Annotated in this window: 20 protein-coding genes and 2 pseudogenes; 12 read left to right on the top strand and 10 right to left on the bottom strand. The window is 62.1% G+C overall.

From position 1 onward, the window contains the following. Nucleotides 1-55: 55 nt before the first annotated feature. Nucleotides 56-2521: a penicillin-binding protein 1A gene (locus QRN41_RS12705; protein ID WP_375538196.1), complete on the bottom strand. Its 2466-nt coding sequence runs from the start codon at nucleotides 2519-2521 to the stop codon at nucleotides 56-58. A 220-nt stretch (nucleotides 2522-2741) separates the two neighbouring features. On the opposite strand from QRN41_RS12705, the gene pilM reads away from it, so the two are divergent. The 11 genes and pseudogenes from pilM to QRN41_RS12650 all read left to right on the top strand — a co-directional run. Continuing rightward, the gene (gene pilM, locus QRN41_RS12700) at nucleotides 2742-3395 is read left to right on the top strand and encodes a type IV pilus biogenesis protein PilM (RefSeq protein WP_243269794.1); all 654 of its coding nucleotides are present in this window, start codon (nucleotides 2742-2744) and stop codon (nucleotides 3393-3395) included. Further along, nucleotides 3392-3946, top strand: a complete 555-nt coding sequence (locus tag QRN41_RS12695; protein WP_034136581.1) for a PilN domain-containing protein — start codon at nucleotides 3392-3394, stop codon at nucleotides 3944-3946. Before pilM ends, QRN41_RS12695 begins: the two co-directional genes overlap by 4 nt. After that, nucleotides 3943-4923: a pilus assembly protein PilP gene (locus QRN41_RS12690; protein WP_285421624.1), complete on the top strand. Its 981-nt coding sequence runs from the start codon at nucleotides 3943-3945 to the stop codon at nucleotides 4921-4923. The genes QRN41_RS12695 and QRN41_RS12690 overlap by 4 nt, the downstream gene beginning before the upstream one ends. Before the next feature lie 139 nt (nucleotides 4924-5062). Further along, nucleotides 5063-6319, top strand: a pseudogene (locus QRN41_RS12685) (type IV pilus secretin PilQ); the annotation flags it as partial. Between the two features lie 4 nt (nucleotides 6320-6323). Then, nucleotides 6324-6842, top strand: coding sequence for a shikimate kinase AroK (gene aroK / locus QRN41_RS12680; protein WP_003187914.1), 519 nt, complete (start codon nucleotides 6324-6326; stop codon nucleotides 6840-6842). A 125-nt stretch (nucleotides 6843-6967) separates the two neighbouring features. After that, entirely contained in the window at nucleotides 6968-8068 is a 1101-nt protein-coding gene (gene aroB, locus QRN41_RS12675; protein WP_034095512.1) for a 3-dehydroquinate synthase, read from the top strand. A 10-nt stretch (nucleotides 8069-8078) separates the two neighbouring features. After that, nucleotides 8079-9638: an SPOR domain-containing protein gene (locus QRN41_RS12670; RefSeq protein ID WP_285421623.1), complete on the top strand. Its 1560-nt coding sequence runs from the start codon at nucleotides 8079-8081 to the stop codon at nucleotides 9636-9638. Nucleotides 9639-9989: 351 nt separating this feature from the next. Further along, nucleotides 9990-14435, top strand: a complete 4446-nt coding sequence (gene gltB, locus QRN41_RS12665) for a glutamate synthase large subunit (RefSeq protein ID WP_285421622.1) — start codon at nucleotides 9990-9992, stop codon at nucleotides 14433-14435. A 124-nt stretch (nucleotides 14436-14559) separates the two neighbouring features. Continuing rightward, a complete protein-coding gene (locus QRN41_RS12660; RefSeq protein WP_167416751.1) occupies nucleotides 14560-15978 on the top strand; it encodes a glutamate synthase small subunit GltD family protein in 1419 nt (472 codons plus the stop codon). A gap of 129 nt (nucleotides 15979-16107) precedes the next feature. Further along, complete coding sequence (gene hemE / locus QRN41_RS12655) at nucleotides 16108-17175, top strand: uroporphyrinogen decarboxylase (RefSeq protein ID WP_034095516.1); 1068 nt, start codon at nucleotides 16108-16110, stop codon at nucleotides 17173-17175. Between the two features lie 193 nt (nucleotides 17176-17368). After that, a pseudogene (locus QRN41_RS12650) lies at nucleotides 17369-17857 on the top strand (cytochrome b/b6 domain-containing protein); the annotation flags it as partial. A 35-nt stretch (nucleotides 17858-17892) separates the two neighbouring features. Here QRN41_RS12650 and QRN41_RS12645 read toward each other — a convergent pair. Continuing rightward, entirely contained in the window at nucleotides 17893-19140 is a 1248-nt protein-coding gene (locus tag QRN41_RS12645) for an MFS transporter (protein ID WP_502941889.1), read from the bottom strand. Between the two features lie 146 nt (nucleotides 19141-19286). Here QRN41_RS12645 and QRN41_RS12640 point away from each other — a divergent pair, with 146 nt between their 5' ends. After that, entirely contained in the window at nucleotides 19287-20180 is an 894-nt protein-coding gene (locus QRN41_RS12640) for a LysR family transcriptional regulator (protein ID WP_034136588.1), read from the top strand. A 270-nt stretch (nucleotides 20181-20450) separates the two neighbouring features. Here the strand turns inward: QRN41_RS12640 and QRN41_RS12635 are convergent, their stop codons facing one another. The 8 genes from QRN41_RS12635 to QRN41_RS12600 are packed head-to-tail and all read right to left on the bottom strand — an operon-like array spanning nucleotide 20451 to nucleotide 26958. Further along, nucleotides 20451-20903 carry a hypothetical protein gene (locus tag QRN41_RS12635; protein WP_094065153.1) on the bottom strand — a complete coding sequence of 151 codons (453 nt, stop codon included), beginning with the start codon at nucleotides 20901-20903 and terminating at the stop codon, nucleotides 20451-20453. 25 nt (nucleotides 20904-20928) lie between these two features. After that, the gene (locus tag QRN41_RS12630; RefSeq protein WP_034095712.1) at nucleotides 20929-22155 is read right to left on the bottom strand and encodes a beta-ketoacyl-ACP synthase; all 1227 of its coding nucleotides are present in this window, start codon (nucleotides 22153-22155) and stop codon (nucleotides 20929-20931) included. Further along, on the bottom strand, nucleotides 22155-22883 hold the full coding sequence (fabG, locus tag QRN41_RS12625) for a 3-oxoacyl-ACP reductase FabG (protein WP_034095520.1): 729 nt from the start codon (nucleotides 22881-22883) through the stop codon (nucleotides 22155-22157). Before fabG ends, QRN41_RS12630 begins: the two co-directional genes overlap by 1 nt. Further along, nucleotides 22880-23341, bottom strand: a complete 462-nt coding sequence (locus QRN41_RS12620; RefSeq protein WP_167416753.1) for a hotdog family protein — start codon at nucleotides 23339-23341, stop codon at nucleotides 22880-22882. Before QRN41_RS12620 ends, fabG begins: the two co-directional genes overlap by 4 nt. Further along, on the bottom strand, nucleotides 23338-24504 hold the full coding sequence (locus QRN41_RS12615) for a beta-ketoacyl-[acyl-carrier-protein] synthase family protein (RefSeq protein ID WP_167416754.1): 1167 nt from the start codon (nucleotides 24502-24504) through the stop codon (nucleotides 23338-23340). Before QRN41_RS12615 ends, QRN41_RS12620 begins: the two co-directional genes overlap by 4 nt. Continuing rightward, nucleotides 24501-24983 carry a hypothetical protein gene (locus QRN41_RS12610; protein WP_123479590.1) on the bottom strand — a complete coding sequence of 161 codons (483 nt, stop codon included), beginning with the start codon at nucleotides 24981-24983 and terminating at the stop codon, nucleotides 24501-24503. The genes QRN41_RS12615 and QRN41_RS12610 overlap by 4 nt, the downstream gene beginning before the upstream one ends. Further along, nucleotides 24980-25714 (bottom strand): class I SAM-dependent methyltransferase, encoded by a 735-nt coding sequence (locus QRN41_RS12605; RefSeq protein WP_123479589.1) that lies wholly within the window; start codon nucleotides 25712-25714, stop codon nucleotides 24980-24982. Before QRN41_RS12605 ends, QRN41_RS12610 begins: the two co-directional genes overlap by 4 nt. After that, a complete protein-coding gene (locus QRN41_RS12600; protein ID WP_167416755.1) occupies nucleotides 25711-26958 on the bottom strand; it encodes an NAD(P)/FAD-dependent oxidoreductase in 1248 nt (415 codons plus the stop codon). The genes QRN41_RS12605 and QRN41_RS12600 overlap by 4 nt, the downstream gene beginning before the upstream one ends. Nucleotides 26959-26990: the final 32 nt, after the last annotated feature.

Genomic DNA, 26990 nt, shown 5'->3' with positions numbered 1-26990 from the left:
GACCGGCCCACAGCAGCTCTTAACTTGCCGCTTGTAGCTGACAGCTTGCCGCTCTCTAAAAGAGATCGATCGGCGCGCCTTCATCCGCCGGCAGCGGGCTGCCCGGCACGACGCCATTGCCCAGTTCGTTGACCGACGGCGGCGTATCTTCGCTCTTGAACAGTTCGAAATACGCATTCGGCGTGCTTGGCGAGGCAGCGCGGCCGCTGATCGGGTCGATCCTCAGGCTGAGGATGCCTTCTGGTTCCGGCTGGGTGTGCAGCGGCTTGTCCTTCAAGGCTGCGCCCATGTAGCTCATCCAGATCGGCAGCGCGACGGTGCCACCGAACTCGCGGCGACCGAGGCTTTCCGGCTGGTCATAGCCGGTCCATACCGTGGTGACGTAGTCGCCGTTGTAGCCGGAGAACCAGGCGTCCTTGGATTCGTTGGTGGTGCCGGTCTTGCCTGCGATATCTGCGCGGCCCAGGGCCAGGGCGCGGCGGCCGGTGCCCTTCTTGATCACATCTTCCAGGATGCTGTTGAGGATGTAGGTGGTACGGCCATCCACGACACGTTCGGCCACAGCCGGTGCCTGCGGTTCGCTAGGGGCGCTAGGGTTGGCGGCTGCCGGAGTCGTGCCGGGCGTTGGCTCGATGGTGATCCCGCCGTGGCTCGGCGCAGCCAGGCCATCGGTGGCAACTACGCCGTTGACCACATCGCCCGGCACCCGTGGCGGGTTGGCAGTGAACAGGGTGTCGCCATTGCGGCTTTCGATCTTGTCGATCAGGTACGGCGTGATCTTGTAGCCGCCGTTGGCAAAGGTGCTCCAGCCGGTGGCGATTTCCATCGGTGTGAGGGTGGCGGTGCCCAGGGCCAACGACAGGTTCGGCGGCAGGTCCGACTTGTTGAAGCCAAAGCGCGTGATGTAGTCGATGGTCTTGCCGACGCCCATGGCTTGCAGCAGACGGATCGATACCAGGTTACGTGACTTGTACAACGCCTCGCGGATACGGATCGGGCCAAGGAAGGTGTTGGTGTCGTTCTTCGGGCGCCAGACCTTGTCCAGGTACTCGTCGACGAACACGATAGGCGCATCGTTGACCAGGCTGGCGGCGGTGTAGCCGTTGTCCAGTGCGGCGCTGTAGATGAACGGTTTGAAGCTCGAACCGGGCTGGCGCTTGGCCTGGGTGGCGCGGTTGTAGTTGCTCTGCTCGAACGCGAAACCGCCGACCAGGGCGCGAATCGCACCGTTCTGCGGATCCAGCGACACCAGTGCGCCCTGGGCCAGCGGCACCTGGCTGAACTTCAAGCTGTCGTCCTTCTGGCGTTGCACGCGGATCAAGTCGCCCACTTGCGCGACGTCCGACGGCTGCTTGGGCATGGCGCCCATGCTGTTGGTGTTCAGGAAAGGGCGCGCCCATTTCATGCTGTCCCAGGCCACATGGGCCTCGCCGGTACGGGTCAGTACTTGCAGGCCGTCTTTTTTCACCTGGGTGACGATGGCGGGTTCCAGGCCGCTGATGGGGCGCTGTTTGCTCAATTCTGCGGTCCAGGCGCTGAGTGTCTTGCCCGGCAGGCGCGATTCAGGGCCGCGATAGCCGTGGCGCTGGTCGTAGGAAATCAGACCGGAATGCACCGCATCGTTGGCGATTTCCTGCAGGTCGCTCGGAACCGTGGTGGTCACGCGGAAGCCTTCGGTGTAGGCATCGCTGCCGTAGCGGCCGACCATCTCGGCGCGGGCCATTTCGGCGATATACGGTGCGTTCACTTCCGGCGTCGGTACGTGATAGCTGGCGTTCAGCGGTTCGGCCACGGCGCTTTCGTAAGCGGCTTGGTCGATCTTGCCCAGCTTGTACATGCGCCCCAGGATCCAGTCGCGTCGCTCTTTGCTACGCGCCGGGTTGGCCAGGGGGTTGAAGCGTGAAGGCGCCTTGGGCAGACCGGCGATCATGGCCATCTGCGCCAGGCTGGCGTCGCGGATGGACTTGCCGTAGTACACCTGGGAGGCGGCTTCAATGCCGTAGGCGCGGTTGCCCAGGTAGATCTTGTTGACGTACAGCTCAAGGATCTCGTCCTTGGTCAGCTGTCGCTCGATCTGCAGTGCCAACAGGATTTCAGTGGCTTTGCGCGAAAAGCTGCGCTCGCTGGTGAGGAAGAAGTTCTTCGCCACCTGCATGGTGATGGTGCTGCCACCGGATTGAATGTGTCCGCTTTTTACCAACTGGGTGGCGGCGCGCACCAGGCTGCTGGGGTCGACGCCATAGTGGTTGGCAAAATTATCGTCCTCGGCCGACAGCAGGGCGCTGATGAAATTAGGCGGAATGTCGGCAAAACGGATCGGTGTGCGGCGCATTTCGCCGAACTCCGCGATGAGTTTTTCATCGCTGCTGTAGACCCGCAAAGGAATCTGCAACTGGATACTTCTAAGGGCCTCTACCGACGGCAAACCCGGACTAAGGTAGAGGTACGCCCCGCTGAGTACGAGCAACAGCCCGCAGACGATGGCGACAATGGAGTACCCGAAAAACTTCAGCAGACGAATCAAGGCTTTTGGATTTCCAGAGAAAAGAATGGGTTAGGCGTCGGGGCATGCATGGCAAACGATGGATCAACCCGAGCTGCAGATAAAAAGCGGGAAAAAACGCTGGGCATTAAAGCATTTTCGGCCTGGGGCGTCATTCGCGCCTCTGCAACAAGTCGACCGAATGCACGGCGTCCCGCGGCAACCAGGCGGTATGACAGGCAATGTTCTAGGGAGTTTTATGGGAAAGGGATTATTCAGGCGAAAAGTCGATACCTTGCTGGGCATCGATATCAATGACACGGCCATCAGGCTAGTCGAACTGGGGCGCTCGCCCGCAGGTTACAGCGTTCAAGGTTATGTCACGCAGGGGCTGCCCGCCGGGGCGGTGGTCGACGGTGCGTTCCTGGACCTGGACGGCATCGGCCAGGCGTTGCACACCGCTTTGCTCAAGTTGCAGACGAGGGTTCGGCGCGCAGCGGTCGCAGTGACCGGGCCATCGGTCATTACGCGACTCATCGAGCTGGAGGCGGGGCTTACTGACGAAGCGATGCTGGCTATGGTCGAGCGGGAGGCCGAGCAGTACATTCCTTATCCATTGGATGACATGGCCATCGACTTTCAAGTCCAGGGGCGCTCGGTTCACGAGGCGGCGCGGGTCGAGGTGTTGCTGGTGGCATGCCTGAAAGAACATGTCGAAGCCCGCGAGGCGGTTTTGGCCATGGCCGGGCTCATACCGGCGGTGGTCGATGTTGAAGCGTTTGCATTGGCGCGCGCGAGCAGTCAGGATTTCGCCAGCTTCACGCCGTGCAATCGCGTCGACGGCGCACAATGGGCCGTGGATGCCCAAGGGATGGGGGTTGCTTGCGGGCTGGCCCTGAGGAGTTTCGCTTGAAGACACGAATCAATCTTTTGCCCTGGCGCCAAGCCCAGGCTGAACGGCGCCGTCACTATTTTGTGGCGTTGCTTCTGGCGTTCGTGTGCACGGCGTTGGTCGTCGTTTGGCTGGCGGATCAGGTTATCGACCAAGCGATCGATCGGCAGGTGACGCGTAATAGCCACCTTAGCAAGGACGTCGCCACTCAGGATTCCAGTATCAAGACCCTTGGCGACCTAGAGGTGCAAAGCCAGCAACTGGCTGAGCGGATGAAAGTCGTGCAGGACCTGCACAGCGGCCACTCATCCGGTGCCCGATTGTTGGATCAGTTGGCCCGTGCGGTGCCCGATGGCGTGCATCTGCATGAGGTCGTGGCCAAAGGCGATACGCTGAGTATCAGCGGCACCGCCGAATCCAGCCAGGATATCGCCCAATTGATGCGCCGTCTGGAAGCATCGGAGGGCGCCCATGGGGCTCGTTTGCAGCATGTGCGCACCGAAGGCGCGCAAGGCAGCAATGGATTCCAGCTGATGGTGCGCCAGGGAGCGTCCTTCGAGGCCCAGCCATGAGCCGGCCCAGGCTCGAATTTTCCGCGTTCTCTCACCGCGCTGCAAAATTGCCCTTACCTGGCAAGGTCTTGCTGGGCTGTGCCGTGGGCGGCCTGGTGCTGGCAATGGGTGAGCTGATGCAGCTTGGCCCCGCCCGCGCCCGATTGCAGCAGGCGCAAGCGCAAGAGATGGCCCTGCAACGGCAGCTCGCGGAATCAGCTGTTTTAGCGTCCGAGCTCGAAGAGCGCGCTCGTCAGCTCCAACTCAAGCAGGCCCAGGTCGAGGGGCTGTTGCGACAGTTGCCGGGTGGGCCCCAGATGCCAGGCATGCTGGAAGACATCGCCCGATTGGCCTTGGCCAATGGCTTGGTGATCGAGTCCGTGCTCCCCCAGGATGAACAACTGCGGCCTCTGTATGCCGAGCAGCCCGTGCAGATCGGCCTCACTGGCGCCTATCACGACCTCGCCTCGTTCTTCAGTGCCTTGGCTGATCTGTCACGATTTACCACGGTGCATGAGATGCGCCTGCAAGCGGATGGCCGCTTGTTGCGGCTTGACCTACAGGCCAGGATCTACCGGCGTGTGCTGCCATCGTCGGTGAGGGATGAGGCTGAGCCGTCGCCGTTGCGCAACCCGCGCTTTATCTACCGTGCCGCCGGCCTGCGCGACCCGTTCCAGCCGTTGAGCTTGCAGGTCGAGCATGTGGCAGGGCGGCGCGTGCCTGGGCCGGACCCGATGCGGCCAAGGGGGCTGCTGGAGGGGCTTGCCCTGGACCGATTCGAAATGGTCGGCACGCTCTCTCGTGGGGCGCAGACCTTCGCCCTGCTGCGGGTGGCGTCCACGGTGCATCGCCTGGCGGTCGGCGATTACCTGGGGCCCGATTACGGTCGAGTCACGGCCATTCATGACAACCATATCGAATTGGTCGAGCTATTTCCCGATAAACAGGGTGCCTGGCTGGAGCGCCCGCGAACCCTCGTGCTGAACGTCAACTCATAACGGAATCAAGCAAATGAAAAGGACTTTCCTGTCCTTCGGTGTAGCGCTATGGATAGCGCTTACGGCACCGATGGCTGCCGCTGTGCCCAATCGTGTGGACCTCATCCAATTGCCGCCCCCTGGCAGGGCGGTGGTGAGTGCCTTTAGCGGCGAACCGCTCAACCTCAATTTCCAGAACATCGAAGTACGTGCCGTGCTTCAGCAGATCGCCGATGTTGCAGGCCTGAACCTGGTCGCCGGCGACGACGTGCAGGGCACGATCACACTGCGGCTCAAAGGCGTGCCGTGGGATCAGGCCCTCGACCTGGTGCTGCAAGCGAAGGGATTGGACAAGCGGATCAAGGCCGGGGTATTGCTGGTTGCGCCCGCCGAGGAGTTGGCGGCCCGCGAACTGCTGACGCTGGAATCACGCAAACAAATGGCCGACTTGGCGCCGTTGCGTCGCGAGCTGTTGCAGGTCAACTACGCCAAGGCTGCGGACCTGGCCAAGCTGTTCCAATCAGTGACCGGCCTGGAAGGTGCTACCGACGAGCGCGGTTCGGTGGCGGTGGACGATCGCACCAATAACATCATCGCTTACCAGACCGGCGAACGCCTCGACGAGCTGCGAAGGATCGTGGCGCAGCTGGATATTCCGGTGCGCCAGGTCATGATCGAAGCGCGAATCGTGGAGGCCAACGTCGATTACGACAAAAGCCTGGGCGCGCGCTGGGGTGGGCGGCTTGCGCGCGGCAACTGGCAGGCCGGCGGTATGCCTAAGCCGCTGCCGGAGGGCGCGCAACCCCCGGAGAACCCACCCAGCTCGCCGTTTGTCGATCTGGGCGCGGTGACGGCGTCGTCCGGTCTGGGTGTGGCCTATATCACCGACAATCTGCTGCTGGACCTGGAACTGACGGCGATGGAGAAGACCGGCAATGGTGAAATCGTCTCGCAGCCCAAAGTGGTGACCTCCGACAAGGAGACCGCACGCATCCTCAAGGGCACCGAGATTCCGTATCAGGAGTCCAGCTCCAGCGGCGCGACATCGGTGTCGTTCAAGGAGGCCTCGTTGTCGCTGGAAGTCACCCCGCAGATCACCCCCGACGACCGGGTGATCATGGAGGTGAAAGTCACCAAGGATGAGCCCGACTATCTCAACCGGCTCAATGACGTACCGCCGATCAAGAAAAACGAGGTCAATGCCAAGGTCCTCGTCAAGGATGGCGAGACCATCGTGATCGGTGGAGTTTTCTCCAATACCCAAAGCAAAGTGGTAGATAAAGTGCCATTTTTGGGCGATGTGCCGTATCTTGGCCGCCTTTTCCGGCGCGATATGCTGGCGGAGAAAAAATCCGAGCTGCTGGTATTCCTGACTCCGCGTATTATGAATAACCAGGCGATTGCTGTGAGTCGTTGATTCTGTGCGAAATTTGATTCTTGTAGGACCGATGGGGGCTGGAAAAAGCACCATCGGCCGTTTGCTGGCCAAAGAGCTGCGCCTGCCATTCAAAGACTCCGATAAGGAAATTGAATTGCGCACGGGTGCCAATATCCCGTGGATCTTCGATAAAGAAGGCGAACTGGGCTTTCGCGACCGTGAGCAGGCGATGATCGCCGAACTGTGCGGCTGCGATGGCGTGGTATTGGCTACCGGCGGTGGCGCGGTGATGCGCGATGAAAATCGCCGAGCGCTGCATGCCGGTGGTCGGGTGGTCTATCTGCATGCGTCGGTCGAGCAGCAGGTGGGCCGTACCGCTCGTGATCGCAATCGCCCTTTGCTGCGCACCGCCGACCCGGCGAAAACCTTGCGCGATCTGCTGGCGCTGCGCGATCCGCTGTATCGGGAAATCGCCGATCTGGTGGTAGAAACCGATGAGCGGCCGCCACGCATGGTGGTGCTGGACATTCTCGAACGCCTGCAACGGCTGCCTCCCCGTTAAAGCCAGGGGCGAAATGCGCTATTCTCGGCGTCGCGCCATCACCCTGAGCGGTGTGGCGTAGAGCCATCAGGCAGCGTCGGACCTCGACGTTACCGGTCGTCAATTCATCTCTCACGCGGGGACACATGCAGACACTTAAGGTCGATCTAGGCGAGCGCAGCTACCCGATCCACATTGGCGAGGGTCTGTTGGACCAGCCCGAGTTGCTCGCGCCGCATATTGCCGGGCGGCAAGTGGCGATCATCTCCAACGAAACAGTCGCGCCGCTGTATCTTGAGCGTCTGAGCCGCAGTCTGGCGGCCTACTCAGTGATTTCCGTGGTGCTGCCCGACGGCGAAGCCCACAAGAACTGGCAAACCCTACAACTGATCTTCGATGGCCTGCTGACGGCGCGCCATGACCGGCGTACCACGGTGGTCGCCCTTGGCGGCGGCGTGATCGGCGATATGGCCGGTTTTGCCGCCGCCTGCTACCAGCGCGGCGTGGACTTTATCCAGGTGCCAACCACCCTGTTGTCCCAGGTCGATTCGTCGGTGGGCGGCAAGACCGGCATCAACCATCCGCTGGGCAAGAACATGGTCGGCGCGTTCTATCAGCCCAATGCTGTGCTGATCGACACCGCCACCCTCAACACTCTGCCACCGCGTGAGTTGTCGGCGGGTCTGGCGGAAGTCATCAAGTACGGGCTGATCTGCGATGAGCCCTTCCTGACTTGGCTGGAAGAGCACATGGACGCCTTGCGCGGTCTCGATCAGGTGGCGCTCACCGAAGCGATTTCCCGCTCCTGCGCGGCCAAGGCGCTGGTGGTGAATGCCGACGAACGCGAATCCGGCGTACGGGCCACCCTGAACCTGGGCCACACCTTTGGGCATGCGATCGAAACCCACATGGGCTATGGTGTGTGGTTGCATGGCGAGGCGGTGGCGGCTGGCACGGTGATGGCCATGGAAATGTCACACCGCCTGGGCTGGATCAGCGCCGACGAGCGCGATCGCGGTATCCGCCTGTTCCAGCGTGCCGGTTTGCCGGTCATTCCGCCGCAGGAGATGACCGAGGCGGACTTCCTCGAACATATGGCGATAGACAAGAAAGTGATCGACGGTCGACTGCGACTGGTGCTGCTGCGCCGCATGGGCGAAGCCGTAGTGACCGACGATTATCCGAAAGAGATTTTACAGGCCACGCTGGGAGCGGATTACCGCGCCCTGGCCCAGCTTAAAGGTTAATAAGATTCTCATGACTAGTTTGCATGCCGACGAGGCGTTCCTCGGCCATTACCAGTTAAGTCACGACCCTTTCGCTCCACGGGTGCCTGGCTTCAAATTTTTCCCGGCCCAGCGCAAGCCGGTGCTGGGACAGCTTCATCATCTCGCGCGCTATAGCCAACTGCTGCTGGTAGTGACCGGTCCCTTGGGCAGCGGCAAGACCTTGCTGCGCCAGGCCCTGGTAGCCAGCACTAATAAGCAATCGGTGCAGAGCGTGGTGGTGTCGGCCCGTGGTGCCACCGATGCGGCCGGTGTGCTGGGCCAGGTGGCCCAGGCGCTGGACGTGTCCACTGCAGAGCCGAACGCAATCCTCAAGCAGGTGGTGCAACTGGGTCTGACCGGGCAGGAAGTCTATCTGCTGGTGGACGATGCCGAGCAGCTCGATGAGTCGGCACTGGAAGCCCTGCTGGCGCTGGCCGCGGGGACGCCGGAGGGTCGCCCTCATGTGTTCCTGTTTGGTGAGTCTTCGTTGATCGCCGATCTTGAGCAGATCAGTGGCGATCAGGAGCTGTTCCACGTTATCGAATTGCAGCCCTACGAAGAAGAAGAGACCCGCGAATACCTGGCTCAGCGCCTCGAAGGCGCGGGGGCCGGCATCGAACTTTTCTCCGCTGCGCAGATCTCTGATATTCACGAAAGCGCAGGCGGCTGGCCTGGCAACATCAACCAGGTTGCCCGCGATGCCATGATCGAAGCCATGATTGCCAGCCGCTCTGCGGTCAAGCGTCCAAAGATGGGGTTCACTATGCCGAAGAAGCACGTACTGGCCATTTCCGCAGTGGTCGTGGTCGCCGTTGCCGCCGCCTGGTTGATCCCGGGTCGCAGCAAGGCACCTACTACTGCCGGCACGCCTGCCGAGCAGGCGCAATTGCCGCTGGGCAAGCCTACGCCGAATGTGGAGTTCGCCAACTCCGGCCAGCCGACCAATCTGCCGATGGTGGGCCAGCCGGTGATGCGTGGTCCGCTCGCCGAAGAGGCTGGCGGCATTTCCGAAGGCGACGACGGCGTGCCGGTGGAAGGCTCCAGCGCCACGCCGCCGACCGTGACCACCACCGCACCGCCTGCAGGCGTGCCAGCGGGTCAGCCTGCGGCCAACCCAGCGCCGACTGTCGCTACCGCCAAACCTGCACCGGTCACCAAGCCTGTGGTCGCAGCGCCCACTCCAGCCCCAGCTGCCAAACCGGCGCCAGTGACCAAACCTGCTGAAAAGCCGGCCGCTACCGTGGCCAAGGCCGGCACCGCCGGCAGCAGCTGGTACGCCAGCCAGCCGAGCGGCAATTTCGTGGTGCAGATCCTCGGCACCAGCTCCGAAGCCAATGCCCAGGCGTTCGTCAAAGAGCAGGGCGGCGAGTACCGTTATTTCAAGAAAGTGCTCAACGGCAAGCCTCTCTACGTGATCACCTACGGCAACTTCTCCAGCCGTGCGGCAGCTGATTCTGCCATCAAAGCCTTGCCAGCGAAGGTTCAGGCTGGTAAACCTTGGCCTCGCACTGTTGCCAGCGTTCAACAAGAACTGGCAGCAACTCGCTGAAGATCCGGCGGCCTTACCCAGGTCGCCCTCCCGGCACCTCAAAAAAAATCGCATGGCGTGCAGTCTCTTGGGACCGCGCGCTTTGTGGTGTCTGCGTCACAGTAGCTTTTGAGTCGTAGCGGTCAGAATTAAAAAAGTTTTGACTAGCACAGCATATCGCTTTAAACCTTTCATAAATGCGACATAGATTTGCGACATTTCGTCGCTAAATTTGTGAGCGTCTGTGTCGGTGTGTACAATGACCTCCCTTTTGCCCCCGCTAAGCCGGCGTACGTTCGGCGTGGAAGGTAACCGGTTGAATTGAAAAGAAATTTGCCTCGGTATAAGAGGCAGCCTGGTGAGAAAGTGTCTATGAAAGCAGGTCTGTACCAACCCGATGAATTCAAGGATAACTGCGGATTCGGCCTGATAGCCCATATGCAGGGCGAGCCCAGTCATACCCTTCTGCAAACGGCCATCGAGGCCCTGACCTGCATGACCCACCGTGGTGGGATCAACGCCGACGGCAAGACCGGTGACGGTTGTGGCTTGCTGATTCAAAAGCCCGACCAGTTCCTGCGCGCTGTCGCCAAAGAGCATTTCGCAGTCGATCTGCCCAAGCAATATGCGGTGGGCATGGTGTTCTTCAACCAGGACCCGGTCAAAGCCGAAGCCGCTCGCGAAAACATGAACCGCGAAATCGTCGCCGCCGGTCTGCAACTGGTCGGCTGGCGCAAAGTGCCGATCGATACCAGCGTACTCGGCCGTCTGGCCCTGGAGCGTCTGCCGCAGATCGAACAGGTGTTCATCGCCGGCGATGGCCTGAGCGACCAGGACATGGCGATCAAGCTGTTCACTTCCCGTCGTCGCTCGTCCGTGGCCAATGCTGCCGACACTGACCACTACATCTGCAGCTTTTCCCACAAGACCATCATTTATAAAGGCCTGATGATGCCGGCGGATCTCACCGCCTTCTATCCGGACCTGAGCGATGAGCGCCTGCAAACCGCGATCTGCGTGTTCCACCAGCGCTTCTCCACCAACACCCTGCCGAAATGGCCGCTGGCCCAGCCATTCCGCTTTCTCGCCCACAACGGCGAGATCAACACCATTACCGGCAACCGCAACTGGGCCGTGGCCCGTCGCACCAAGTTCGCCAACGACCTGATGGACCTGGAAGAACTCGGCCCGCTGGTCAACCGCGTGGGTTCCGACTCCTCCAGCATGGACAACATGCTCGAACTGATGGTCACCGGTGGCATCGACCTGTTCCGTGGCGTACGCATGATCATTCCGCCTGCGTGGCAGAACGTCGAGACCATGGACCCGGATCTGCGTGCATTCTACGAGTACAACTCGATGCACATGGAACCGTGGGACGGTCCGGCCGGCGTGGTGATGACCGACGGTCGCTATGCGGTGTGCCTGCTCGACCGTAACGGTCTGCGCCCGGCGCGTTGGGTCACCACCACCAACGGTTTCATTACCCTGGCCTCGGAAATCGGCGTATGGGACTACAAGCCTGAAGACGTGATCGCCAAAGGCCGCGTAGGCCCTGGCCAGATCCTGGCCGTGGACACCGAAACCGGGCAGATCCTCGACACCGACGCTATCGACAACCGCTTGAAGTCGCGGCATCCGTACAAGCAATGGCTGCGCAAGAACGCCCTGCGCATCCAGGCGACCATGGAAGACAACGACCACGGTTCGGCTTTCTACGACATCGACCAGCTCAAGCAGTACATGAAGATGTACCAGGTCACGTTCGAAGAGCGCGACCAGGTGCTGCGTCCGCTCGGCGAGCAAGGCTACGAGGCGGTCGGCTCCATGGGCGACGATACGCCGATGGCCGTGCTGTCCCAGCGCGTGCGCACGCCATACGACTATTTCCGCCAGCAGTTCGCCCAGGTGACCAACCCACCGATCGACCCGCTGCGCGAAGCCATCGTGATGTCCCTGGAAGTGTGCCTCGGTGCCGAGCGCAACATCTTCCAGGAGTCGCCTGAGCACGCCTCTCGGGTGATCCTCAGCTCGCCGGTCATTTCCCCGGCCAAGTGGCGCTCGCTGATGACCCTGGATCGCCCAGGCTTCGACCGCCAGATCATCGACCTGAACTACGACGAGAGCCTCGGCCTCGAAGCCGCCGTGCGCAATGTTGCCGACCAGGCTGAAGAAGCCGTGCGCGCCGGTCGTACCCAGATCGTGCTGACCGACCGCCATATCGCCCCGGGCAAGTTGCCGATCCATGCTTCGCTGGCCACCGGTGCGGTGCATCACCGTCTGACCGAAAAAGGCCTGCGTTGCGACTCCAACATTCTTGTGGAAACCGCCACCGCTCGCGATCCGCATCATTTTGCGGTGTTGATCGGCTTCGGCGCCTCGGCGGTGTACCCGTTCCTGGCCTACGAAGTGCTAGGTGACCTGATCCGTACCGGTGAAGTACTGGGCGACCTCTATGAGGTGTTCAAGAACTACCGCAAGGGCATCACCAAGGGCTTGCTGAAGATCCTGTCGAAGATGGGCATCTCCACCGTGACCTCTTATCGCGGTGCGCAACTGTTCGAGGCCATCGGCCTGTCCGAAGAAGTCTGCGAACTGAGCTTCCGTGGCGTGCCGAGCCGCATCAAGGGTGCGCGTTTCGTTGACATCGAAGCCGAGCAGAAAGCCCTGGCGGCCGAAGCCTGGAGCGCGCGCAAGCCGATCCAGCAAGGCGGCCTGCTCAAGTTCGTACACGGTGGCGAATACCACGCCTACAACCCGGATGTGGTCAGCACCCTGCAAGCCGCTGTGCAACAGGGCGACTACGCAAAATTCAAGGAATACACGAGCCTGGTGGATAACCGCCCGGTGTCGATGATCCGCGACTTGCTCAAGGTCAAGACCCTGGACACGCCGATGGACATCAGCGAGGTCGAACCGCTGGAGTCGATCCTCAAGCGCTTCGACTCTGCGGGTATTTCCCTCGGCGCCTTGTCGCCCGAAGCCCACGAAGCCCTGGCCGAAGCCATGAACCGCCTGGGTGCGCGTTCCAACTCCGGCGAAGGCGGCGAAGACCCGGCACGCTACGGCACCATCAAGAGCTCGAAAATCAAGCAGGTCGCCACTGGCCGTTTCGGTGTGACCCCGGAATACCTGGTCAACGCCGAAGTGCTGCAGATCAAAGTCGCCCAGGGCGCCAAGCCCGGTGAGGGCGGCCAGTTGCCGGGCGGTAAGGTCAACGGTCTGATCGCTAAGCTGCGTTATGCGGTGCCTGGCGTGACCCTGATTTCGCCGCCGCCGCACCACGACATCTACTCGATCGAGGATTTGTCGCAGCTGATTTTCGACCTCAAACAAGTCAATCCGCAGGCGCTGGTTTCGGTGAAACTGGTGGCGGAAGCCGGCGTGGGCACCATCGCCGCCGGTGTGGCCAAAGCCTATGCCGACCTGATCACCATCTCCGGCTACGACGGCGGCACCGGCGCATCGCCGCTGACCTCCATCAAGTACGCCGGCGCGCCGTGGGAACTAGGCCTGGCCGAAACCCACCAGACCCTGCGCGGCAACGACCTGCGCGGCAAGGTCCGTGTGCAAACCGACGGCGGCCTGAAAACCGGCCTGGACGTGATCAAGGCGGCAATCCTCGGCGCCGAGAGCTTCGGCTTCGGCACCGCGCCGATGATCGCCCTAGGCTGCAAATACCTGCGTATCTGCCACCTGAACAACTGCGCCACCGGCGTCGCCACTCAGAACGAGAAGCTGCGCAAGGATCACTACATCGGCACCGTCGACATGGTGGTGAACTTCTTCACCTACGTTGCCGAAGAGACCCGTGAGTGGCTGGCCAAGCTGGGCGTGCGCTCGCTGGAAGAACTGATTGGCCGTACCGATCTGCTGGACGTGCTTGAAGGCCAGACCGCCAAGCAACAGCACCTGGACCTCACGCCGCTGTTGGGCAGCGATCACATCCCGGCCGACAAACCGCAGTTCTGCGGCGTCGACCGCAACCCGCCGTTCGACAAGGGCCTGCTGGCCGAGAAAATGGTGGAGATGGCCGCATCGTCGATCAACGACGCCAGCGGTGGCGAATTCGCCTTGGATATCTGCAACTGCGACCGCTCTATCGGCGCGCGCATCTCCGGCGAAATCGCGCGCAAGCACGGCAACCAGGGTATGGCGAAAGCGCCGATCACCTTCCGTTTCAAGGGTACGGCGGGCCAAAGCTTCGGCGTGTGGAACGCCGGCGGCCTGCATATGTACCTGGAAGGCGATGCCAACGACTACGTGGGTAAGGGCATGACCGGCGGCAAGCTGGTCATCGTTCCGCCTAAGGGCAGCATCTACAAGACCCAGGACAGTGCCATCATCGGCAACACCTGCTTGTACGGCGCCACGGGCGGCAAGCTGTTCGCCGCCGGTACGGCCGGTGAGCGTTTTGCCGTGCGTAACTCCGGTGCCCACACGGTGGTGGAAGGTACTGGCGATCACTGCTGCGAGTACATGACCGGGGGCTTTGTCGCGGTACTGGGCAAGACCGGTTACAACTTCGGTTCGGGCATGACCGGCGGTTTCGCCTACGTGCTGGATCAGGACAACACCTTCGTCGACAAGGTCAACCACGAGTTGGTCGAGATCCAGCGGATCAGCGGCGAAGCCATGGAATCCTACCGGAACCACTTGCAGCACGTGCTGGACGAGTACGTCGAGGAAACCGGCAGCGAATGGGGTCGCAACCTCGCCGAGAATCTCGATGATTACCTGCGTCGTTTCTGGCTGGTCAAACCGAAGGCAGCGAGTTTGAAATCTCTGCTCTCCAGCACACTTGCGAGTCCGCAATGATGACGCAGCGGCAAGTATTGAGCTTCAAGCCGCACGCTAACAGCAGCGCGCGTTGTGCCGGTTTATTTGATTTCTTGCAGCTTGAAGCTTGTAGCTTAAAGCTGTCGTGTACGAGGTTTTAACGATGGCCGAACGTCTCAGCAACGACTTCCAATTCCTCGATGTCGGGCGCAAAGATCCGAAGAAGAAACTGTTGCGTCAACGCAAGAAAGAGTTCGTGGAAATCTACGAACCGTTCAAACCCCAGCACTCGGCCGAACAGGCCCACCGTTGCCTGGGCTGCGGTAACCCGTATTGCGAATGGAAGTGCCCGGTGCACAACTTCATTCCCAACTGGCTGAAGTTGGTGGCCGAGGGCAACATCCTCGCTGCCGCCGAACTGTCGCACCAGACCAACACCTTGCCGGAAGTGTGCGGCCGGGTGTGCCCACAGGATCGTCTGTGCGAGGGTGCCTGCACCCTTAACGACGGTTTCGGCGCGGTGACCATCGGCTCGGTGGAGAAGTACATCACCGACACCGCCTTTGCCATGGGCTGGCGCCCGGACATGTCCAAGGTCAAGCCGACCGGAAAGCGCGTGGCGATCATCGGCGCGGGCCCGGCGGGCTTGGGTTGTGCCGACGTGCTGGTGCGTGGCGGCGTGACCCCGGTGGTGTTCGACAAGAACCCGGAAATCGGCGGCCTGCTGACCTTCGGCATCCCCGAGTTCAAGCTGGAAAAAACCGTACTGAGCAACCGGCGCGAAGTGTTCACCGGCATGGGCATTGAGTTCCGCCTGAACACCGAAGTCGGCAAAGACGTGACCATGGAGCAACTGCTCGCCGAATACGATGCGGTGTTCATGGGCATGGGCACCTACACCTACATGAAGGGCGGTTTTGCCGGTGAAGACCTGCCGGGTGTGTACGACGCGCTCGACTTCTTGATTGCCAACGTCAACCGCAACCTGGGCTTTGAAAAGTCGCCGGAAGACTTCGTCGACATGAAAGGCAAGAAAGTCGTGGTACTCGGCGGTGGCGACACGGCGATGGACTGCAATCGCACCTCGATCCGCCAGGGCGCCAAGTCGGTGACCTGTGCGTATCGCCGTGACGAAGCCAACATGCCGGGCTCGCGCAAAGAGGTGAAGAACGCCAAGGAAGAAGGCGTGAAATTCCTCTACAACCGCCAGCCGATCGCCATCGTCGGTGAAGACCGCGTCGAGGGCGTCAAGGTGGTCGAGACCCGTCTCGGCGAACCGGATGCCCGTGGCCGTCGCAGCCCCGAGCCGATTCCGGGTTCCGAAGAGATCATCCCGGCTGACGCTGTGGTCATCGCCTTCGGTTTCCGTCCAAGCCCGGCGCCGTGGTTCGAGCAGTTCCAGATCCAGACCGACAGCCAGGGCCGCGTCGTCGCCCCGGAACAAGGCCAGTACAAGCACCAGACCAGCAACCCGAAAATCTTCGCCGGTGGCGACATGGTGCGCGGGTCCGACCTGGTGGTGACGGCGATCTTCGAAGGCCGCAACGCCGCCGAAGGCATCCTGGATTACCTGGGCGTCTGATGACGTAGCGGCGAGTTTCAAGCGGCAAGTGGCAAGTTAAAAGCACAATGGCTTCAACTTGCCGCTTGTAGCTTGCCGCTTGCCGCTGTCTTTTGAGACCATACCCGCACTTTTTTTGCGGATGCCGACATGACTGCCCTCAAGAACGACCGTTTCCTTCGTGCCCTGCTTAAGCAGCCCGTAGACGTCACCCCGGTATGGATGATGCGTCAAGCCGGGCGCTATCTGCCGGAATACCGCGCCAGCCGCGCCCACGCCGGCGACTTCATGAGCCTGTGCATGAACCCGGCGTTCGCCTGCGAAGTCACGATGCAGCCGCTGGACCGCTATCCACAACTGGACGCGGCGATCCTGTTCTCCGATATCCTCACCATCCCCGACGCCATGGGCCAAGGCCTATACTTCGAAACCGGCGAAGGCCCGCGTTTCAAGAAAGTCGTCAGCACCCTGGCCGATATCGAAGCCCTGCCGATTCCCGATCCGCACAAAGACCTGGGCTATGTGATGGACGCGGTCAGCACCATCCGCCGCGAGCTTAACGGCCGCGTGCCGCTGATCGGCTTCTCCGGCAGCCCGTGGACCCTGGCTACCTACATGGTCGAAGGTGGCTCGTCGAAAGACTTCCGCAAGACCAAGGCCATGCTCTACGACAACCCACAAGCCATGCACCTGCTGCTGGACAAGCTGGCCCAGTCGGTCACCAGCTACCTCAACGGCCAGATCATGGCCGGTGCGCAAGCGGTGCAGATTTTCGATACCTGGGGCGGCAACCTGTCCGCTGCGGCTTACCAGGAGTTTTCCCTGGCCTACATGCGCAAAATCGTCAGCGGCCTGATCCGTGAACACGAAGGCCGCAAGGTGCCGGTGATTCTGTTCACCAAGAACGGCGGCCTGTGGCTGGAAAGCATCGCCGATGCTGGCGCGGACGCCCTGGGCCTGGATTGGACCTGTGATATCGGCGACGCCCGCCGCCGGGTCGGCGATAAGGTCGCGCTGCAAGGCAACATGGACCCGACCGTGCTGTACGCCAAGCCGGAAGCGATCCGCGCCGAAGTCGGCCGTATCCTGGCCAGCTACGGCAAAGGCACCGGGCATGTGTTCAACCTGGGCCACGGCATCACCCCGGAGGTAAACCCGGACCACGCCGGCGCTTTCCTGCAAGCTGTGCACGAGCTGTCCGCGCAATACCACCAGTAACATCCCGCCTCAAGCGAGCCGCCCTCTGTCTGGCAGTGGGCGGCTCGTTGCGCTTCAGCGTTTGTTAAGTCCGACCTTGGTACGCTGCCGATGTTGGGATTTCTCCTACAGCCTTCGGTAACTGCCTCGGTAAAAATCCTACCCGACTCTTCCACTCGCCAGTGATTGGCGTTTATTGTCAGGTGATATCAGGATGAACACTTCAGCGTATTCAACCGGCCAGAAACTCCTGCATTGGATTTCGGCCGTCATCATTCTGTGGGCATTGTTATCCGGTTTTTTCGTCGCCGTGTTCAGTGTGCCGGCGTCGGTCAAGGCGTGGGTCGCGTTCTTCAATGTGTCGTTGACCACCGCCTATATCCCGATCTTCGTGTTGCGGGTGTTCTGCTCTTTCAGCCACGGCCTGGATTTTTCAAGCAAACGCACGGTGCAGGAGTACCTGGCGTTGCTGGTGCACAAGGCGATGTACCTGGTGCTGGCCGTGGTGCTGGCGACGGGTGTGCTGATGATGGACCGCCCGATCAATATCTTTAACCTGGTGTCCATTGCGCCTTTTGAGAGCGACGCGGCGCGCATCGCCCTCTACACCCGCGTGCATGTGCTGTCGTGCGTGGCGTTGTTGCTGATGCTGGTGCTGCATATCGGCGCGGTGGTGATGCATGAGCGTCGCGGTAAGCGGGTGATGGCGCGGATGTCGTTTACGCAGCCGCCGGGGCCTCAGGCCGAAGCCAGCGGCGGTAACTTGGCCAGCCTCAACGCCACCAGCAACGCGCCGGTCAGCAAGGTCAGGATAAACGCGCCGATGCCATTCCAACCGGCAAAGTGCCAGAAGAACCCGCCTGCTGTGCCGGCGATGCTGGAGCCGGCGTAGTAGCTGAACAGGTACAGCGAGGAAGCCTGGCCCTTAGCCTTGGTAGCCCGGCGGCCGATCCAACTGCTGGCCACCGAGTGGGCACCGAAGAAGCCAAAGGTGAACACCAACATGCCCGGCACCACCAGCCATAACGGCGATAGCAGGGTCATGGCCATGCCGCCGAGCATCACTAGGATGGTGGCCCACAGCACGCGCCGGCGTCCGAGGCGGTCGGCCAGCGAGCCGATCTTCGCTGAACTGTAGATGCCCGAGAGGTACACCAGCGACAGCAGACCCACCACGGCCTGGCTCAGGTCGTACGGATCGGCCAGCAAGCGATAGCCGATGTAGTTGAACAGCGTCACGAACGCGCCCATCAGCAGAAAGGCTTCAAGGAACAGCCATGGCAGGCCGGCATCCTTGAAGTGCATGACGAAGCCTTCCAACAGGCTGCGCGGCCGCAAACTACGGGGGCGGAAATTGCGCGATTCAGGCAGGATTTTCCAGAACACCGTCGCGGCGATCAGCGCCAGGGCGCCGATGATCAGCATCGCGGTGTGCCAACTGACGAAATCGATTAACACGCCGATGATCAACCGTCCGCTCATGCCCCCGATCGCGTTGCCGCCGATATACAAGCCCATGGCCAGGCCGATGTGTTGAGGGTGGATCTCTTCGCTCAAATACGTCATGGCCACGGCCGCCAAGCCACTGAGCGACAGCCCCACCAGCGCGCGCATCAATAGCATGCCCTCCCAGGACGGCATCAGGCCGCTGGCGATGGTGGCAAACGCGGCACAGAACAACGCGGCCACCATCACCGGTTTACGCCCCAGGGTGTCGGAAATCGGCCCGGTGATCAGCAGCCCCAGCGCCAGCATTGCCGTGGAAACCGAGAGCACCAGGCTGCTCTGCGCCGCGTTGATGGAGAACTCATGGGACAGCGCCGGCATCATCGGTTGTACGCAATACAGCAGGGCAAACGTGGCGAAGCCGCCGGAGAACAGCGCGAGTACCGTGCGCATGAACAGCGGTGTGCCTTTTTCGATGTACTCGTCGTTGAATTGAGCCACCACCTCATCCAGGGCGGTGGGTGGAAGATCATGAGCCAGTGGCGCAACAGCAGATTTCACAGGAACCTCGGGGGAGCAAAAGCCTGCCAGGGCGGGCAATGGAAAAAAGAATATAGCTGGCTAATGATTCTTTCCAATATATTGTTCGACCTGTTTGATAGCTTAAACGACCTAATGAGGTGGGCATGGAATTGCGACATCTGCGGTACTTCATCGCGGTCGCCGAAGAATTGCACTTCGGTCGCGCCGCGCAGGTGCTGGGCATCTCGCAACCGCCCCTGAGCCAGCAGATCCAGGCATTGGAGCATGAGGTGGGGGCGCGGTTGTTCGAGCGTACCAATCGTCGGGTCGAACTGAGCGAGGCCGGGCGCCTGTTTCTGCAAGAGGCACGCCTTGTGTTGGCCCAAGTCGACAAAGCCGCGGACGTGGCGCGGCGTGCGCAGCTGGGCGAACTGGGGGAATTGAAGATTGGCTTCACGTCATCGGCGCCGTTCAATGCCAGCATTCCCCAAGCCATATTTGCGTTCCGCCAGGCGTTCCCGGCGGTTCACCTCAACCTGCAGGAAATGAGCAGCACCGAGGTGGCCGAGTCGCTGGTGGATGAGTCGATTCAGGTCGGGCTGATGCGACCGTTGCCTTTGCCGGATTCGTTGGTTGTGATCGAGCTGATGCGAGAACCGCTGGTGGCCGTGCTAAGCGCCGGCCACCCCCTGGCGCAAGGCTCCGAGCGTGGTTTGCACCTGGCACAATTGGCAGAAGAGCCGTTTGTGTTTTTCCCACGCAGTTACGGCAGTGGCCTATACGCCCAACTGCTCAACCTGGCCCGCGACGCCGGCTTCAGCCCGCGCTTCGCTCAGGAAGCGGGTGAGGCCATGACGATTATCGGGTTGGTGGCGGCGGGGTTAGGCGTGTCGGTACTGCCGGCGTCGTATCAGCGCATCCGCATCGATGGCGTGGTGTATCGCACCTTGCTGGACCCGGAGGCGGTGACGTCAGTGTGGCTGGTGCAACGCAAGAGCGCACAAACGCCAATGGGCAAGGCATTCGTGGAATTGCTCACGCGCAAGGCCACACAGTAATCGTCGCGCCGCCCGAAAAGGGGCCGCTTCGCGCCCCAGCGCGAGGCAAGCTCGCTCACCACAGAGGTTGTCTCACTACATAGGTGACGCTTCCTACGGTGAGTCCGGTTGTTGTGGTGAGCGGGCTTGCCCAGCGCCGGGCTGGGCTGGGCAGCCGCCCCGATCCCATGTGCCGGTTGAACGGCATCGTTTGAAAAAGGGGCCGCTGCAAAAATGCTCGGCTTATCACCACATAAGATGGGCCGGCCATCGAAGGGGTAGTGCTTGGCCTCAGTTCTGCTTTGAGGTGCCGGTCTGCTCAAACAACTGCGCCGCCGACCCTGCCTCGCCACTCACACCATTGCTGCGCAAGCCTGCCTTGATGTCGTTATCCAGGTTGTTCACCCAACGGTTGTAGTTGCGATGGATCTTGCCGTCCTTGTAGCCCAGGTCGCGGCTGTCCCGGTAGGTGATGGCGTAGCTGCTGCGGGTGTAGCGGATATCGATTTCAGCGTGGTACTGGCCGCGCACGGTGATTTCGGCCTGCACCAGTTGCGGGCTCAGGCGTTGCACGGTCCATTCACGTTTCTGCAAGGCGTTGACGATCACCTGCTTCATTTTCTCTTCGCTGACCTGAGTACCTGCCGGTAGCTCGCTGTGAGGGTTGAGCACCGGTTTGCTGGTGCAACCGGCGGCGGTCAGCAGGGCCAACGTGATGAAGGTGGCGCGTAGCAAGGAAGACATTCCGTTTTCTCCAATCGATTAAAAATCAGGACCAGCGGCGAAAGATCAGCGACGTATTGACGCCGCCAAAGGCGAAATTGTTATTCATCACGTAGTCGTGGTGCATCTGGCGAAACCCACCTTGCAGGTAGTCCAGCTCGCCGCACTGCGGGTCGACGGTGTCGAGGTTGAAGGTGTGCACGTACTGGTCGCGGTTCATCATTTCGATGCTGAACCACGACTCCAACGCGCCGCACGCGCCGAGGGTGTGGCCCAGGAAGCTCTTTTGCGAACTGATAGGCATGCGGCTGCCGAACAGGCTGCTGGTGGCCAGGGTCTCGGCGATGTCGCCTTGATCGGTGGCGGTGCCATGGCCGTTCACGTAGCCGATGGCGGCCGGTGCCAGGCCGGCGTCTTCCAGGGCCAGTTCCATGGCGCGGCGCATGGTTTTCTGTTCCGGGCGGGTGGTGTGCTGGCCGTCGGCGTTGCTGCCGAAACCGACGATTTCCGCATGGATATGCGCACCGCGCGCCAGCGCATGTTCCAGTTCTTCCAGCACCAGCATGCCGCCGCCTTCACCGATCACCAGGCCGTCGCGGCCGCTGTCATAGGGGCGTGGGCTGGTTTGCGGTGCGTCGTTTTTCAGGCTGGTGGCGTAGAGCGCGTCAAACACCATGGCTTCGGTGGGGCACAGTTCTTCGGCGCCGCCGGCGAGCATCAACGGCAGGCGCCCGAACTTGATGGCCTCGTACGCGTAGCCGATGCCCTGGCTGCCGCTGGTGCAGGCGCTCGAAGTGGGAATCAAGCGCCCGGTCAGGCCAAAAAAGATGCTGATATTGGCCGCGGTGGTGTGCGGCATCATGCGCACGTAGGAGTTGGCGTTCAGCCCCTCGGCCACCGAGTTGAGCAGCATATTGCCAAAGGCTTTGATCTCATCGGTGCTGCCGGTGGACGAACCACAGGCCACGCCCATGCGCCCGTCCTTGATCGACTCATCCCCCAGTAAACCGGCGTCTTGCAACGCCTGCTCCGCCGCCCACACCGCCAGGCGCGAGACGCGGCCCATGCTGCGCAGTTGCTTGCGCGTCCAGTGGGAGGGCACCACGAAATCGTCGATGGGCCCGGCCAGACGCGTGTTCAGTTCGGTGAAACGGTCCCATTCGTCCATGCGCCGGATACCGCTACGGTTGGCGCGGAAGTTGGCCGAGATGGTCGGCCAGTCGCTGCCCAGGGAGGTCACGCCGGCCATGCCGGTGACGACGACGCGCTTCATTAGCACAGGCCCCCATTCACCGCCAGCACCTGGCGGGTGATGTAACCGGCCTCGGCGGACATGAGGAAGTTCACCGCCCCGGCGACTTCTTCCGGGGTGCCCATGCGCTGTGCCGGGATCATCTTCATCAGTTCCTCGACGGGTACGTTTTCGTCCAGCATGGCCGTGTCGATCAACCCCGGCGCGACGCAGTTGACCGTGATCTTGCGCTTGCCCAGCTCGATGGCCAGGGCCTTGGCCGCGCCGATCAGGCCGGCTTTCGAAGCGCTGTAGTTGACCTGCCCGCGGTTGCCGATCAGCCCCGATACCGAGGTAATGCACACGATGCGCCCGGCCGCGCGACGACGGATCATCGGCATCATCACCGGGTGCAGCACGTTGTAGAAACCGTCCAGATTGGTGCGCATCACCACATCCCAATCGTCCTCCGACAAGGCCGGGAACGCGCCGTCGCGGGTCAGGCCGGCGTTGAGCACCACGCCGTAATAGGCGCCGTGTTGCTCCACATCGGCTTCAAGGATGTGCTTGCAGCTGGCGCGATCCGCCACGTCGAATTGCAGCACCCGCGCCTGCCGGCCCAAGGCCTGGATTTCCACCTGCACCGCATCCGCCTCGGCGCGGCCGCTGCGGCAGTGCAGCACAATGTCGTGGCCCGCCTGGGCCAGGCGCAGGGCAATGGCGCGGCCGATGCCACGGCTGGAGCCGGTGACCAGTACGGATTCAGTCATGGCGTTTCGTCCTTCGATTCATCTAAATAGGCGGCCGCCTGGGGCGGTCGAAATACGTTCAAGCGCGCGCTGGCGTGGAACCCTTCGCCGCGCAGGTGGCATTCGAACACACCCATGCCATTGTCGTCTTCCAGGGAACGCAGGCCGTGGATGCTCAGCTCGGCACCGGCCGGAAAGTGTTCGACGTTGCACTCGAACTTACGCGTGCCCAGCAGGAAGCCCAACGCCACTGGCTCGCCTTTGCGGCGGGCATGGCAGCCGGCATAGGCGGCCACGCTCTGCGCCATCAGCTCGATACCGACCCAGGCCGGCAGGCTGCCGTCAGGGCGGTTGAACAGGCCGCCGGGCTTGACGGTGGCGCGGGTGTGAATCTGTTCTTCGTCGAACGACAGCACCTGGTCGATCAGGATCATGTCGCCCGCGTGGGGGATCAGTTCGGCGAGTGGCCAATCGATCATGGGGCCTCTCCGATAATCAGGCTGACGTTGTTACCGCCGAAGGCAAACGAGTTGCTCATCAGGCGCGTGTTTTTCAAGGGTTCGCCGGCGTGTGCCCACTGCAAGGCGGGGAGCGCAGGGTCGGCCTCGCCGTCCCACACATGGGGCGGCACCTGGCCGTGGCGCAGGCTCAGCCAGCAGAACGCCGCTTCCAGCGCGCCAGCGGCGCCCAGGGTATGGCCGCTCATGGGTTTGGTCGATGAGCAGCTCACGCCGCCGGGGAACAGGCTGGCGACCGCCAGGCTTTCCATGGCGTCGTTATGTTGGGTAGCCGTGCCGTGCAGGTTCAGATAGCCGATCTGCTCCGGCGCCAGTTTCGCGCAGGCCAGTGCCTTGCGCATCGCCTGGAGCGCGCCTTTGCCGCTCGGCTCCGGCGCGGAGATATGGTGCGCATCGCAACTGGCGCCGCTGCCCAACAGGGCGATGGGCGCCGGTTGCCTGCTCATCAGAAACAACACGGCGGCTTCGCCGATATTGATGCCGTCGCGGTTGCGCGAAAACGGGTTGCAGCGCGTGTCGGATACCGCCTCCAGCGCGCTGAAACCGTTGAGGGTCAGCTTGCACAGGCTGTCCACGCCGCCGCAGATCACCGCATCGCACAGGCCCAGGTCCAACAGGCGCCGGGCACTCATCAGCGCACGGGCGCTGGACGTACAAGCGGTGGAAATCACATAGGCCGGGCCGCTCAGTTGCAACCAGTCGGCAAGGAAATTGGCCGGGGCGCTGAGTTCCTGTTGCTGATAGTCATAGGTGCCGGGGAAGCGATTGTCGCGCAGGTACTCGGCAATGCCGCGACTGGCTTCGTCGATGCCCGAAGTGCTGGTGCCGAGCACCACGCCCACCCGCGATGCGCCGTAGGTGTGGATCGCCTGGCGAATCTCTTCTTCGATTTGCAGCGCCGCTTCCAGCAACAGTTGATTGTTGCGACTGCTTTGCTGGCCCAGCTCAGGCGGGATACTCGCCAGCTCGCCCTGCACGCCGCCCACTGGCAACACGCGTTCGGGCACCCAGCCGCTTTCGGCGCGCATGCCCGAGCAGTCACCGGCGAACAGACGGCGGCTGACCTCAGCCTGGCCACGGCCAAGGGCGCAGATCACGCCGAGGGCGTTCAAGTAGGCGCTCATCGTGCGGCACCCAGCGGCGTAATGCGGTAGCTCAAGGGCTGTCCGGCGATGTTCACGCTGAACACCTCTGAAGACTGGTAGATGATTTGCCAATGACCCGGCAGGGTGCGGGTCAGGTCGCGTGCCTGGGCGCTGGGGTACAGCGCGCGCACTTCATCGGCCGACGTCAGGGCAAACAACAGCGCGGCGAACAACTCGCGGGCCTGGGGGTTGGGCGGCAGCAAGCCATCGGCCTGCCACTGGCCATCGACCAGTTTCTGCCGGGCTTGGGGGATGCCCAGCGGATCCATCATCGACCAGCGAATCGCGCCGCCTTCGCGTTGCACCACCAGTAGCCAATCCTGGCTCTGGCCATCCGCCAAGCGCTGCACATGCAGTTGCAGCGGCAGCGGCAAGCTCGGGGTGGTGGCGGGCAGCGGTGGCTGGCTGGCGCAGGCGCTGAGCAGCAACAGGCAGCCGATCAACAGTGCGCGGATCATGGTACGACGCTCGCCAAGGGTTTGCGTGCCACGCAGTTGACCAGGGTTTCTTCGCGCTGCCCCACCGGTTTCGGTCGGCGCAGGCGCAGGCGTTCGAGCAGGCCGAAATCCTTCGAACGGCTCCACCACAGGTACGGGTACGAGACATTCTGCGGGCCGAACTCAAAGCCTTGCTCGCGCAGCATCGCCAGATACCCTTCGGCGCTTTTCTGCACGTGCATGGGGTGGCGGAACAGCCAGCGGATCACCCAGGTGTCGATATAGGCTTCGGTGGATTCGGCAAACAGCAGGTAGCCGCCGGGTTTGAGCACGCGATAGAACTCTTGCAGCGCACGGTGTTGTTCCACCAGATGGTGGAAGGTCTGGTGGCAGAACAGTAGGTCGACGCTGTTGTCCGCCACATCGAGGGTGGCGCAATCGCTGCCGATCAGCTCGACGCTCAAACCCTGGCGCTCGGCCTCGGCCTGGCTCATCTGCAAACTGTGAGGGTCGGCATCCAGGCCGATCAGGCGTGCCGGCGCGAATGCTTGTTGTAGCAGGGTGAACGACTTGCCCTGGCCGCAACCGGCGTCCAGCAGTACCGGCGCCTGGGGCAGCGGCTCGCTGAACAGGCCGCGCAGGTCGTTAATCGCCACGCGCAGCACGTGGTGCTGCCAGGTGTGGCTGCGCAGGAACCACAGGCCGAAGCGGGTTTCCTCGACGTAGTTTTTGCTCAGGTATTGCGTGCTCATACCGGCTCACTCGCACAGATTTCCGACAACATCCGCAAACGTCGCTTGGGCTCGCTGACGAACGGGTTGCGCTCGTCCCACGCATAGCCGGCGAGGATCGAGCTGATCATACGGCGAATCTCCGGGGCACTGCCCGGATGGAAAATAACGTCCTGGAACGTCCCGGCGTACCAGCCTTCGACGTAGCAGCGGAAGGTGTCGACACCGCGTTTGAGGGGCGCGGCGAATTCGGTCTGCCAATCCACCGCCTCGCCGCTCAACTGGCGGTGCAGCACGCCTGCGGCCATGCTGGCCGAGCGCATGGCGATGGTCACGCCGGAGGAGAACACCGGGTCGAGGAATTCCGCCGCATTGCCCAAGAGCGCGAAGCCTGGGCCGTGCAAGGTCGTGACGTTCGCCGAATAGCCGCCGATGGTGCGCGCCGGCGTGTCCCACACGGCGTTTTGCAGCACGCCGGCCAGGCTTGGGGTTTCGGCGATAAAACCGCGCAGGCAGGCGTCGAGGTCATTACCACGGCCGTCGAAGTGTTCCTTGGCCGCGACCACGCCCACCGAGCAACGGCCGTTGCTGAAGGGAATGGTCCAGAACCAGATATCGCGCTGGGTGGGATGGGTGGTGACGAGGATTTTGGTGCGGTCGAAGCCTGGGTGTTCGATGCGATCCTCGATGTGGGTAAACACCGCTTGGCGCACCGGGAAATTCGACGGCGCTTCCAGGTCCAGCAGGCGTGGCAGCACGCGGCCGTAGCCGCTGGCATCGAGCACGAACTTGGCCTTGAGGTGATACTCGCTGCCGTTCTCGCGGCGCACATGCAGGTAGCGGCATTCGCCTTTGAAATCCACGCCGACGATGGTTTCGCCGTAGCGGATGTCCACGCCTTGCAGCGCGGCCTGGTCGGCCAGCAATTTGTCGAACTCGCCGCGTTGCACCTGGAAGGTGGTGGGCTTGCCGTCGCTGAAGGTGTCACTGAAATCGAACGCGCTGTAGCGCTCGCCCCAGGCAAAGGCGGCGCCGGTTTTCAGTTGGAAACCGGCGGCCTGCACGGCGTCCAGCATGCCGGCTTCTTCGATGAAATCGATGCAGTGGGACAGCAGGCTTTCGCCGATCGAGAACCGTGGAAAATGCTGGCGCTCGATGATCAATACATCATGCCCTTTGCGCTTGAGCAGCGCGGCGGCGATGGCACCTGATGGGCCGGCACCGATCACCACGACCTGGCGGCGTTCCATTTCAACTGTGGGCACGAGGGCTCCTTGCCGCATTGGCGATAATCACA

The organism is Pseudomonas sp. efr-133-TYG-23, from assembly GCF_030209215.1.
Classification (GTDB): domain Bacteria; phylum Pseudomonadota; class Gammaproteobacteria; order Pseudomonadales; family Pseudomonadaceae; genus Aquipseudomonas; species Aquipseudomonas rhodesiae.
Note: the sequence above shows the minus strand (reverse complement) of the source record. Positions and strands in the feature narration are given on the sequence as shown.